We start from the raw sequence: 12578 nt of genomic DNA on the forward strand, positions 1-12578 counted from the left end.
TGATTTAACGCAGTTTTGAAGGAGTATAAAATGGCTGATTATAAAACTTGGTTAACCGATTTAACTGACTGGCTTAAAGATGTAAAAGATCACGAGCTTAAAGATGCAATGGACAAATTTGTGGAATCTGAGCAAGCACTGAAAAACCTTGGCCAAGAAAAACTGGAATTATATCGCAGCTATTTAAAGCGTGATATTGAGCATATTCAAGAGCACGATAAACATTACGATTCTCTTGCATGGCAAGAGCTTAAAGAGTCTTTGTGGTTTGAATTGTCACATATAGAGGATAAAACCCAGTTAGAATGGCACGCATTAAATCAAGATTTTAAACACAATGGTATTTATCACCAAGGTGAATGGATAGCCATGGGCACATTAGTGTGTAAGAATTGCAGCCATAGTTATGATATTTATCATGCCGCGCAAATTAGAGCTTGTTCAGAATGTAACGGCATCTATTTTACTCGCAGGGCATTACAACCGTAAAATAGTGTGCAACAGATATGTTGAACACATTTAAATAAATCAGCCAATTAGCTGATACAAAAAGAAGTTAGAATGACGAAAAAATTGCTGCCATTACCTGTGTCTGCCCTTGCGCCGACGATCTCACTCAATCACGTGCAAACTTGCATGAGTAACCCTTACCCTGAAACACTGACTTTTATTGGTCAACAGCGCGCACAAAGCGCGCTAGATTTTTCCTTAGGCATGGAACTTCCTGGTTATAATGTTTATGTTATGGGTGAAGCTGCGCATGGTCGTTTTACTTTAGTAAAAGACAAATTAGAGGCACACAGTAAAGGCCGGCCGACGCCAAACGAGTGGTTGTATGTTAATAATTACGACGATCACCGTGAGCCAATCGCGATGTTTTTACAAGCAGGGCAAAGCAAGCAATTGGCCGATGACATCGACTCGTTTATCGACGAAGTACTCGATACTTTTCCAGCAGCATTTGATAACCCTGCTTATCAGCGCAAAAAGAAAAAAATAGACCGTGAATTTAATGACGCCTATGACGCTGCAATCACTGAAGTTGAAATTGCTGCACTAGAACAGAGCGTTGCTCTGATTGAAGAAAAAAGTGTGGTGGGATTTGCGCCGTTAGTGGATGGTAAACAATTAAGTGATGCTGAATTTGCAGCCCTTGATGATGACTTACGCGAGCAATTTTATGAGGTTATCGAAAAACTCGAAGATGCTTTGATTGAAGCGTTAATTGAATTACCGCGTTGGAAGCGTGAGTCCTCAGAAAAACTACGTAATTTAAAAAAATCCACCGCAGAGCTTGCGACTAAACCGCTATTAAAAGATCTAGAACATAAGTACGCCGCCCATATTGGTGTACTACGTTATTTAAAAGATATTCGAGTTGAAATTATCGATGCAGTTCTTGAATGGCTAGATGACGAAGATGTAAGCGACGAAAACAAAGAAGATTTTGATAGCAAAGGTATGTTGACCGACTTTTTTGCGCCCAATATCTTAGTTGAATTTAAAGAAGGTGATGCCGCACCGGTCGTCTATGAGCCCAACCCAACGTTTGGCAATATTTTTGGCAAAATAGAGTATGCCGCGTCGCAAGGCTCGTTGATCACTAGCTATCGGTCAATCCAGCCCGGGGCACTTCACCGTGCTAATGGCGGTTACTTGATTATGGACGCCGAAAAAGTGATGGCAAACCCACAAGTGTGGGATGGCTTAAAGCTGTCACTAAAAACTCATCAAATCAAAAATGATTTACCGTATCAAGACAGTGCGGTAGGCAGCAGTTTTACACTTCGTCCGCAGTTGATACCCCTTGATGTGAAAATTATTTTGTTAGGTTCGCGTGATTTGTACTACACCATTGGTGAGTATGATGAAGAGTTTGCTGAACTATTTAGAGTACTGGCAGATTTTGATTACTATCTACCTAGTAGCGATAAGCTGCAATATCAGTTTATTACTAAAGTAACTGAGTACTGCCAAAATACGCTTAAATGCAGCTTGACAGAATCTGCTATGGCACGGCTACTTAAATTTAGTTATCGCCAAGCAGAGCACCACAATAAACTATCAGCGCGTTTTGCTGATGTACTAGAGCTGGTAGCAGAGGCAAGTTTTTACACCAAACAAGATAATTTAAGCTTAATTGACGCTCACCATATTGATGAAGCGATTGAGGGTAAACAGTACCGCACGGGGCAAATTAGCGAAAACATGCTCAGCGATATTAAAGAAGGGCACACCTTAATCGCCACTGACGGCCAAGCCGTTGGTAAAGTGAATGGCTTAACCGTGTTACACATTGGCGATACATCGTTTGGTACGCCTGCACGTATTACTGCCACAGTGTACGCAGGTGCTGATGGTGTGATTGACGTAGAGCGTGAAGCTGAGCTAGGTAAAGCAATTCACTCTAAAGGGGTGATGTTACTTACGGGTTACTTGGGTAATAAATACGCTCAGCAATTTAGTTTAACGCTCAGTGCGAATATTGCTATCGAGCAAAGCTATGGCTACATAGATGGAGATAGCGCGTCACTGGCTGAATTATGTGCACTGATTTCGGCTATTACTAATTTACCAATTAGCCAGTCAATTGCGCTGACAGGCTCAATAAACCAACATGGTGATGTACAAGCCATTGGCGGCGTAAATGAGAAAATAGAAGGCTTTTTCAAACTGTGTAAAATGCGTGGCTTAACGGGTCAGCAAGGCGTGATTGTGCCCAAATCTAACCAAGTTAATTTAGTACTCGATGACGAAATACTCACAGCTGTTGAACTAGGTAAATTTCACATTTATGCCGTTGAAACAGTCGATCAAGCTCTGAATGCGTTAATGGATATAGACGCCGGTGAGCTGGTTGATGGCCATTACCCTGAAGATTCAGTAAATGGCATTGCCTTGGCACGATTAAATAATATTGCCGATATTGTAAATGGTGATAGTGATGAAGATGAAAAAGAACAACAGGGTGAAGAGTCATGATTAATATAATTTTAGCGATTATTATTGCTATATTTTGCTATTTAATCTTTCAAAATAGTAAAAAAGCGAAACAGCAAGCCCTTGCGAATGCTCAACTTAGCAGCGATTTTTTAGCCACCAACAGTAAAGTTGAAGGTATAACAGAGACAGCTTCAGGGCTACAATATAAAATTGAGCACAGCAGTGGCTCTGATGTAAAACCAAGTCCTACAAGTATGGTGAACGTTCACTATCACGGTACTTTGCTTGATGGCAGTGTTTTTGACAGCTCTGTTGAGCGAAACAGCCCCATTAGTTTTGGTTTGCATCAAGTAATTAAAGGCTGGACCGAAGGCTTACAATTGATGAGCGAAGGCGATAAATACACCTTTTATATTCCGCATCAGCTAGCCTATGGCGAAAAGCGAGTAGGGAGCATTCCACCCGCGTCATTGCTGATATTTGAGGTAGAGTTGCTTAAGGTAGAGTCTTAAAGCTGTTGCTTATACTTTAGCCGTAGTCAGTAATGATTGAACCTAACTATCAAAATTACACTCTGCAAGAGCTACTTGAAGCGCAAGAAACAATCGATAAAGAACAGTTTCCACTGCGCTATCAGCAGCTCTGTGCCCAAATTAATTTAAAGCAGAACGACCCACAACAAGTCGCTTTGGTGGAGCAGAAAAAGTACCTTAATAACCTTATTTTCGCCAAAGTGATCTTGGCGCTACTTAGCTGTTTTTTTGCATTCGAGCTTTATTCATCTTGGCAGTTTGGCGTTGCTTCATTCAGAAAAAGTGAATACAGCTTAGCTGATAACCCGCAGATGTTTTATTTCATCATATTCACCCACTCTATTTTATTATTTGTTTTTTTGATCATGCTGATTAGAAATAGTTGGGTTAAACAAGCCGAAATGCAAAGTTAATCACTTATTAGTTTTTTACTTTTATAACTTTAGTTATTTATCTTGCAGTCGATACCTTTATACCCAAGCCACCTCAAGGTGCGAGTTTCAGTTGGAATTAAAAGCGATTTAGGCAAGGCATTGATTGCAAATAATAGTGGTTCTATTGTTAAAATCAATAACGCAGTATAAATCGCTTTTAAACCAACCCTTTGGGCGTTTCACAGGCGCTCACTCTCATCGTTGTTACTTCTTAAAAGGGACTGCCATTCTTGCAAAGTAACGCCTTGATATTAAGCCCCTGTGAAACGCTGAATTCTGCATCTTGAGGTGGCTTGGGTATATTAGGACCATTTCAGGATGAAATAATGAAGATATCACCCGTAATAAATTTACCTAAAGCTGAGGGCTTTCAAACTAATAGCGATAAACGGTTGGATCAAAAGCAATCCAAGGATGATGAGCCTGAATATGTTTTATCTGAGTTTTTAGATGCCAAGGCGCAACAATTTAGCGACGAAGATGCCAATTTTGCAGGTCATTATGAGAACTTAGAAAAAGTCTACGATGATTTAGAGCGCAAAATTAATGTGCTGCAAGAGCAAATTAGTAAACTCAATCAAGATCCTATCCAACGCCATTTACAGCTTAATAGTCACAACCCAGTTACGCAAAACAGTAATAAAAACCAAAGCTTAACAATGCTGCCTGAGCACGCTGGCGTTAAACGGTATCGTGACTCTCAACAACAAGATCACATTGATATTTTGCTCAAGCAGCTCAATGAACTGCAATCTAAACAAGCGCAAGTTAAGCAACAGATGATCGATATGGTAATCACTGAGCTCAAACAGCGAGATAACGAAGAATATAAACTTTAAAGTGTGCATTAGAATATTTACACTCTGTTACAGTATTTCGTCGAACAAAGCTGCAATCCATCTTTAAGTTGTTATTATGATATAAAATAACAACAGCTCATTAGTTGAGCATAGAAGGATGGTCACGTTGAAACTACGTACTTTATTAACGGCAATCGCTGTTGCAGTCACGCCTACAATCTCATCTGTCGCGCTAGCTTATGAAACGCAAGATACGCGTTTATTACGCTTTCCCGACATTCATAAAGAATCGGTCACTTTTGTCTATGCGGGCGATATCTACATCGCGAATACAAAAACGGGCAAAAGCACACGCTTAACTGATCATATTGGCTTTGAAACATTTCCGAAGTTTTCACCTGACGGCAAGCGCATCGCGTTTTCAGCACAATACAATGGCAGTCGCCAAGTGTATGTGATGAACCGTGACGGCTCACAGCTAAAACAATTAACTTATTATAATGATGTAGGCGTTATGCCACCGCGTGGCGGGTTTGACTACAGAGTGCTTGATTGGACGCCAGACGGTAAGCATATCGTGTTCAGAGCTAACCGCACACCTTTTGGTAAGCGTGTCGGTAGGCCTTATATGGTGCCTGCTGATGGCGGGCTAGAGCAACCGTTAGCAATTCCAGAAACGGGCGGCGGTATGTTATCGCCAGATGGAAAAAAATACGTTTATACACCAATAGACCGTGAGTTTCGTACTTGGAAGCGCACCCGTGGTGGTCGTGCTCAAGATGTTTGGGTGTATGATTTAGAAAACAATAAATCTCAGCGCCTAACCACCAATAGAGCGACTGATCAGCAACCAACCTGGGTGAATAATAATATTTATTATGTCTCAGATAGAGATTACACCTTAAACCTTTATAAGCATCAAGAAGGCAAAGCGCCACAAAAAGTCACCAACCATAAAGACTTTGACGTACTTTGGCCATCAGCAGGGCCACAAGCTATCGTGTATGAAAATGGTGGCTATTTGTATCGTTTTGATGATACAACAGGACGCAATGAAAAGCTGACAATCAATGTGCAAGGCAACCGAGAATACACCATGCCTTACACTAAAAACGTGAGTAACTTTATTGATTCAATGGACGTATCACACGACGGCAAACGCGTGGTATTTAGCGCCCGAGGTGAAGTTTTTTCAGTGCCCGTTAAACATGGACCAACCCGCAACTTAACGCACACACCAAAAGGACGAGAAATTGCAGCATCGTGGTCTCCTAATGGCCGTTATATTGCCTATATGAGTGATAAAAGTGGCGAATATGAGATTTACCTGCAAGATAGAGCAAACAATAATAAAGTAAAACAGTTGACCAGTAATGGCAGTATTTGGCGCTTTGATCCCCTCTGGTCGCCAGACAGTAAGAAGCTATTGTTTGCTGATCAAAATCACACACTTTGGTGGCTTGATATAAAAACCGGCAAGCAGCGTAAAATTGATACTGCAAAATTTAATGAAGACAGTTTGACCTCGTATATTTGGTCACCAAATAGTGAAGACATCGTATTTGTTAAGAATAATGAAAACCGTTATGCATCACTGTGGCATTACAATATTAACGACAAAGACGTGACACGTTTAACCGATGACATGAGCAGCGAAAGAAATCCAACGTTTTCGCCGGATGGTCAGCACCTGTATTTTACCTCAGAGCGTGACTTTAATTTAACCTTTAGCAGCTATGAGTTTGATTACATGTTTAATAATGCAACCCGTTTATATTCGGTTGCAGTAAATAATAAAATTAAACCGCTAAATGCACCACAGACTGATGAAACCAGTATTGTTGATGCTAAAGCGAAAAAAGACGACAAAAAGTCAGCCAAAAAAGCCAATACAGAGTTTGAAAGTGAGGGCTTTATGGAACGTGTTGTTGCTCTTAATGCGCCAGCAGGAAACTATAAAGCTTTAGTAGGCGTAAAAGACGGCGTGCTAACACTCTCTGGTGGTGAACTTAAATTAATTCCACAGGCAGTTGATGGCGAGGTTGCAACTGTTGCCGCTGGCGTTAATAGTTATAAAGTGTCAGCAAATGGTGAGCATATTATTGCCCGCGCAGGGGATAAGTTTAGTGTTATTAAGCCCGCAGCTAAACAAGATTTAAAAGCTTCAGAGCTAGATCTTGAAGATATGGTGTTAAAAATTGATCCACAAACTGAGTGGGCACAAATGTACCGCGAAGGCTGGCGTACTTTGCGTGATTGGTTTTATGATGAAAACCACCATGGACAAGATTGGGACGCTATTTTAAAACGCTACCAACCTATGGCTGATGCAGTCGCACACCGAGCAGATCTTGATTATGTACTAAGTGAAATAGCAGGGGAGATAAACTCCGGCCACATTTATGTAAATTCAGGTGATATGCCACGCTCTGAACGCTTACAGCATGGCTTACTCGGTGCAGAAATTAGCGCTCATAAATCAGGTTTTGTGAAAATTGAGAACATCTTTAAAGGCGAGAACTGGCATGAGAACTTCCGCTCTCCACTTAACGAAACCGGTATTAATGCAAGTGTGGGTGATTATATTATTGCAGTAAATGGCCGCTCGGTAAAAGACGTGATTAACTTTTATGAGCTACTTGAGAACACCCAAGGAAAGCCTGTAGAACTATTACTGAGTAAATCACCTAGCTTGAAAAAAAGCTGGAAAGTAACCGTTAAACCAACCGCCAGTGAAACCGGTTTACGTTACTTACAATGGGCGCAATCGCGTGCTGATTACGTAGATAAACTCTCAAATGGTCGTATTGGTTACGTACACTTACCTAATACTCATTACGAGGGAAATCGTTCGTTATTCAAAAACTTTTTACCACAGACGACTAAAGAAGCCATGATAATCGATGACCGTTATAACGGCGGTGGCTTTATTCCTGAGCATATGATCACTTGGCTGGCGCGTAAGCCACTTAATTATTGGAAACGTCGCGGTGTTGAACCTACCAAAACACCTCAGTTTGCCCATGATGGACCTAAAGCCATGTTAATTAATGGCTATTCAAGCTCTGGTGGCGATGCGCTACCGTATTACTTTCGCCAAGCGGGTTTAGGTAAGTTAATTGGTACTCGTACATGGGGTGGGTTAATCGGTATTTCAGGTAACCCAGGTCTTGTTGATGGTGGCTCTGTGATTGCAGCGACCTTCAGAATACTTGATAACGATGGTAACTGGATAATTGAAGATGAAGGCGTAAGCCCTGATATCGAAGTGATTGACCGCCCTGAGCTTATTCAAGCAGGGCAAGACCCATCGATAGAGCGTGCCGTGCAAGAGCTGCTAAAAGAGCTTAAAGCGAATCCGAAAAAGCCGTTAACAGTGCCTGCTGCACCTTCAGAGTTTGGTAAATAACCTGAACTCAGGTTAAATAGTTATAATCGTAAGTTGTTACAACTGAGCCCGCAATTGCGGGCTTTTTTATATTTATAACCCTTAGACTCGAAGTAATACTTGCAAACTTGACCTCTAGTGGCTTTACTCTCGCCAACTCGCCAACTCGCCAACTCGCCAACTCGCCAACTCGCCAACTCGCCAACTCGCTCTTTACTCCAAACACAAAAAAACCTCGGCATTTACATGACGAGGTTTTTAACTTTCTATCTAAACGCAGTGTTTAGTTAGAAGTAAAGCTCACTGGACGACGTTCTTTACGAGGACCGCCACGCTTATCACCGCGTTGGTTGTCTTTATTAAAGTTACGCTTTCTGTCACCACTAGGGCGTTCAGCACGTTCGCCACGTGGCTCAGCTGGACCTTGATCTTGAGTCAATGTCATACCCATTGGGCGTTTACAAATAAACACCTTTTGGAAGTGATCAAGTACATCTTTAGGCATGTTTTGCGGTAATTGTACCGTACTGTGACTGTCGTGAAGACGAATGTCACCAATAAACTTGCTTGAGATATCAGCTTCGTTAGCGATTGCACCCACAATGTTCTTAACTTGAACACCATGTTCACGACCTACTTCGATACGGTAAGTATCCATAGGACCTGCATCACGGCTATTACGCTCGCGAGGTTTACGCTCAGCGCGCTCACCGCCACGTTCGTTACGACGACCACGGTCACCACGTTCATTACGTGGATTACGCTCATTGCGCTCACGTGGTTGAATCTTAACTTCTTCAACTTTGATTGGCGATTGTTGCTGTGCTAAACACAGTAATGCGCCGGCTAAGTCTTCAGGAGCAAGGTCAAGTTTTTGTGCCATGTTAGCAGCAACTTCATTGAAAAAAGTGATATCTTTATTTTCAAGAGCAAGGGTAAGCTTCTCTTGTAATGCATTAATACGTTTTTCTTCAACAACTTTAGCTGTTGGTAGTTCAACTTGGGCAATTTCAGATTTAGTATGACGAATGATATTTTTAAGTAAATAACGCTCGTTATGCTTAACGAATAAAATTGCTTTACCAGTACGACCAGCACGACCTGTACGGCCGATACGGTGAACGTAGGCTTCAGAGTCTTGTGGAATATCGTAGTTGATAACTAAGCTTAAGCGGTCAACATCTAGACCACGGGCTGCTACGTCTGTTGCAATAACAACGTTTAGCATGCCGCTTTTTAAGCGATCAACAGTACGTTCACGCGCTTGCTGGTTCATATCACCATTAAGAGGAGCGGCAGAGAAACCTTCGCGCTCTAATAATTCAGCAAGTTGAACTGTGTCGTTACGTGTACGTACGAAAACGATAGCACCTTCGTATTGTTCAGCTTCTAAGAAGCGAACGATAGCTTTGTTCTTATGTACGTGAGCATTCCAAAATACTTGCTCAACTGAAGATACAGTCGAGTTACGTGCAGAAATATGAACCTGTTCAGGGTTATTCATATATTTGCTACTGATGTTTTGAATTTGCTTAGGCATAGTCGCAGAGAAAAGACATGTTTGCTTTTCACGCGGCGTTTTTTCCATGATGTTTTCAACATCATCGATAAAGCCCATACGTAACATTTCATCGGCTTCATCAAGTACAAGTGCTTGTAAAGCATCAAACTTGATTGTACCGCGGTTAATGTGATCGATTAAGCGACCCGGTGTAGCGACAATGATTTGCGCGCCACGACGAAGTGCACTTAATTGGATGCTGTAGCTCTGGCCACCATAAAGTGCCAATACTTCTACACCACGAGTGTGTTTTGCATATTGTTCAAATGCCTCAGCAACTTGGATCGCAAGCTCACGTGTTGGTGTGAGTACAAGGATCTGTGGCTGTTTCACAGACGGGTCAATATTGTTTAGTAATGGCAGTGCAAATGCTGCTGTTTTACCTGTACCCGTTTGTGCTAGTCCCAGTACGTCCTTTCTTTCTAGCAATAACGGTATACATTGAGCTTGGATTTCAGATGGTGTCTTGTAACCCAACTCTTCAACTGCTTTTAAAATTGCAGGAGAAAGATTTAGAGATTCAAACGTGACTGGTTCTGACATTAATACGCCTCAACGAATTTAAAGAGGCGCGCATTGTATAGGAAATACGAGGCAATTGCTTGTATAAATTACAACTAATTTGTATGTGCTTGATGTTGGTTGAAATTTAACCAGTTTAATGTTTGTTCAAATTAAGCTGGTTAATAATGATAGCGCAATACTTATTTGTATAAGCCAAGATTTTCTTTTGCGTAAGCTTCAAATTCAGTGAATCCGCCGATGTGTTCTTGATCAACAAATATTTGTGGAACTGTCGGGCACGGTTTACCAGCTGACTGTTCTAGATCCGCTTTGCTAATGCCTTCTTTGATAATATCAATATAACGGAATTTAAAGTCATCACGTTTATCAGCTAGTTTTTGTGCAACGTCTTTTGCACGAACACAAAATGGGCAGCCTTCACGGCCAAAAATTACAGTTAACATATCGCTCTCCTCGATTTGGTTTCGTCTATCTTATCTAACTAGAGCAAAATAAACAGTGTAAAAAAACGATTAGTTAAATCGACAAATTAGTTTGTTCTTTAAAAATATAAATGCTTGATAAGTACACATCTAATTTTATTTTGCTTTGCATTTTAATTAGCAAAATGCAAAAAACTGAAAAGTATAGCAGCAATAATATTTAACCTGTTGATTAATAATGTATAAAATCTATTTTTGAAGTGGCATGCTTCTTGTTTGTAAGTTCTTTTGATTGTTATATTGGACAACATGATGGATTCAAATGGTCAATTACTCGAAGTTATTCAAGCAATAATAGCTGACCACTTTTACGGTAAAAAAGAGTCAATAGAAATATGCTTAGTGAATAATCTTAATTGTGCACTAATTACATGTTTACAATCTGAAAAAGCTCTGCTCTCAAGTTGTAGACCATTTTTAGTTGACGCACTCAATAGAACAAAATATCGCTTTTATTTGGAGCTTAATGGTAAAGCTAACGAAGTTGAATTATCAATAGGCATTGATGACGAAACTATGTCTGAAGTATTAAGTTTTACTTTAGCAAATTCTCACAGTGGGGCTCACCTTCAGCTTAAAAAATTACACATTGTTGATTTATTAACAGATGATGAAGCATTATTTAAAGGATGTATTACACTTGCAAGTAATCCAATTAAAAAGCATGAATTAAAATTTATGCTTTTTAATAATATAGCAAAAGGCTGTGTGCAATTAGAAGATGCTCGTCATTTAGAGCCAAGGGCATTGTTACTTAAGTTGAGTGAAGATAATCATACGACTCATTTGAAATTATGCTCTTTTGATGCACTTGCTAATTTAGATATGCAACAGAAATACTCTAATAGACTTTTGGTGTGGCCATTTTTTGATACAGACTTGATTGATCTGTTGTTAAATATACCTACAATTTCGAGATTATCAATTTTAGTTGCTGATGATAGCCTACCAAGTCAAATTGCAACAAAAGTAATGTTAGAAATGTTGGGTTGTGTCGTCACCTGTGCTGAAAATGGTAATCAAGCCCTTGAGTTAGCTTCAGTAAATCATTTTGATGTACTTTTACTTGATGAAAAAATGCCTGGTATGTTCGGTAGTGAAGTCATTGAGTGTTTATCTAAACAGAACACACCGAACAATAATACACCAAAAGTTGTTTTAACAGGTATCACTGATAATGAGCAAATTAATGCACTTTTTGATAAGGGGGCAACACATTACCTGCAAAAACCAGTTACCAAAGCTGTATTAGAAAAGTTTATTAATCCTTGGCAGTTAACGTAATAAGACTAGACTTTATAAGGTAGGAATTATGCCAGATTTAGCAAAATCAGCATTGATCTTAATAGGTTTTCAAAATGATTACTTTTCACCAAAAGGTATTTTACATACCGTTGTTGAAGAGTCGTCTCGGGTAACGGGCGTTGTAAATAACACACTAAATCTTTTAGATAAACGTGCTAATGACTTTGGACTGGTAGTTAACACCCCAATACATTTTACAGAAGATTATAGTGAGTTAAATAATCCCATAGGAATACTTAAAGTAATAGCTGACGTTGGAGCATTTAAAGTGGGCTCATTTGGTGCACAAGTGATTGAAGAATTAAAGCCATATTTAAATGTAATTCAAGAAGTGCCAGGTAAAAGGGGTCTAAACGCTTTTACTCATACAAATTTATACCAATTGCTTTGTGATAATGGCATTACTGATATTGTATTAGCGGGTACTGTTACCTCTATATGTATCGATTCGACGGGCCGCTCTGGTGTTGAGGCGGGTTTCAATGTAACAGTATTAAGTGACTGTACATCTAGTCGGACTCCTTTTGAACAGGATTTTTATTGTAATGAAGTTTTTCCTTTATACGCAACAGTGTGCTCATCGCAAATACTATTAAGACAATAGAGG

The 12578-nt window shown here is 40.1% G+C and carries 10 protein-coding genes; 8 read left to right on the forward strand and 2 right to left on the reverse strand.

All coding sequences use genetic code 11. The annotated features are described in order from the left end of the window. Positions 1-30: 30 nt before the first annotated feature. The 6 genes from AAEU30_RS06260 to AAEU30_RS06285 all read left to right on the forward strand — a co-directional run bounded on the left by AAEU30_RS06260 (position 31) and on the right by AAEU30_RS06285 (position 8119). Positions 31-489, forward strand: coding sequence for a zinc ribbon-containing protein (locus tag AAEU30_RS06260; protein WP_421959774.1), 459 nt, complete (start codon positions 31-33; stop codon positions 487-489). Positions 490-561: 72 nt separating this feature from the next. Further along, positions 562-2982, forward strand: coding sequence for a Lon protease family protein (locus AAEU30_RS06265; RefSeq protein WP_421959775.1), 2421 nt, complete (start codon positions 562-564; stop codon positions 2980-2982). Beyond that, on the forward strand, positions 2979-3455 hold the full coding sequence (gene bamJ, locus AAEU30_RS06270) for a BamJ family beta-barrel-assembly machinery protein (protein WP_421959776.1): 477 nt from the start codon (positions 2979-2981) through the stop codon (positions 3453-3455). Before AAEU30_RS06265 ends, bamJ begins: the two co-directional genes overlap by 4 nt. Positions 3456-3487: 32 nt before the next feature. Then, positions 3488-3889: a hypothetical protein gene (locus AAEU30_RS06275; RefSeq protein WP_421959777.1), complete on the forward strand. Its 402-nt coding sequence runs from the start codon at positions 3488-3490 to the stop codon at positions 3887-3889. Positions 3890-4236: 347 nt separating this feature from the next. Further along, positions 4237-4749: a hypothetical protein gene (locus AAEU30_RS06280; protein ID WP_421959778.1), complete on the forward strand. Its 513-nt coding sequence runs from the start codon at positions 4237-4239 to the stop codon at positions 4747-4749. Positions 4750-4867: 118 nt separating this feature from the next. Further along, entirely contained in the window at positions 4868-8119 is a 3252-nt protein-coding gene (locus tag AAEU30_RS06285; RefSeq protein WP_421959779.1) for a S41 family peptidase, read from the forward strand. 262 nt (positions 8120-8381) lie between these two features. Here the strand turns inward: AAEU30_RS06285 and AAEU30_RS06290 are convergent, their stop codons facing one another. Both AAEU30_RS06290 and AAEU30_RS06295 read right to left on the reverse strand, forming a co-directional pair. Then, a complete protein-coding gene (locus AAEU30_RS06290; RefSeq protein ID WP_421959780.1) occupies positions 8382-10202 on the reverse strand; it encodes a DEAD/DEAH box helicase in 1821 nt (606 codons plus the stop codon). A gap of 161 nt (positions 10203-10363) precedes the next feature. Beyond that, positions 10364-10627, reverse strand: a complete 264-nt coding sequence (locus AAEU30_RS06295; protein WP_421959781.1) for a GrxA family glutaredoxin — start codon at positions 10625-10627, stop codon at positions 10364-10366. Between the two features lie 288 nt (positions 10628-10915). Between AAEU30_RS06295 and AAEU30_RS06300 the strand changes: the two genes are divergently transcribed. Then, the gene (locus AAEU30_RS06300; protein WP_421959782.1) at positions 10916-11950 is read left to right on the forward strand and encodes a response regulator; all 1035 of its coding nucleotides are present in this window, start codon (positions 10916-10918) and stop codon (positions 11948-11950) included. A gap of 28 nt (positions 11951-11978) precedes the next feature. Next, entirely contained in the window at positions 11979-12575 is a 597-nt protein-coding gene (locus AAEU30_RS06305) for a cysteine hydrolase family protein (protein WP_421959783.1), read from the forward strand. Positions 12576-12578: the final 3 nt, after the last annotated feature.

Source organism: Pseudoalteromonas mucoides, from assembly GCF_049257175.1.
GTDB lineage: Bacteria > Pseudomonadota > Gammaproteobacteria > Enterobacterales > Alteromonadaceae > Pseudoalteromonas.

Coding starts and splice junctions, on each gene's coding strand:
- AAEU30_RS06290 (WP_421959780.1), bottom strand. CDS start 10,202: ATGTCAGAACCAGTCACGTTTGAATCTCTAAATCTTTCTCCTGCAATT.
- AAEU30_RS06280 (WP_421959778.1), top strand. CDS start 4,237: ATGAAGATATCACCCGTAATAAATTTACCTAAAGCTGAGGGCTTTCAA.
- AAEU30_RS06285 (WP_421959779.1), top strand. CDS start 4,868: ATGGTCACGTTGAAACTACGTACTTTATTAACGGCAATCGCTGTTGCA.
- AAEU30_RS06300 (WP_421959782.1), top strand. CDS start 10,916: ATGATGGATTCAAATGGTCAATTACTCGAAGTTATTCAAGCAATAATA.
- AAEU30_RS06295 (WP_421959781.1), bottom strand. CDS start 10,627: ATGTTAACTGTAATTTTTGGCCGTGAAGGCTGCCCATTTTGTGTTCGT.
- bamJ (WP_421959776.1), top strand. CDS start 2,979: ATGATTAATATAATTTTAGCGATTATTATTGCTATATTTTGCTATTTA.
- AAEU30_RS06260 (WP_421959774.1), top strand. CDS start 31: ATGGCTGATTATAAAACTTGGTTAACCGATTTAACTGACTGGCTTAAA.
- AAEU30_RS06265 (WP_421959775.1), top strand. CDS start 562: ATGACGAAAAAATTGCTGCCATTACCTGTGTCTGCCCTTGCGCCGACG.
- AAEU30_RS06305 (WP_421959783.1), top strand. CDS start 11,979: ATGCCAGATTTAGCAAAATCAGCATTGATCTTAATAGGTTTTCAAAAT.
- AAEU30_RS06275 (WP_421959777.1), top strand. CDS start 3,488: ATGATTGAACCTAACTATCAAAATTACACTCTGCAAGAGCTACTTGAA.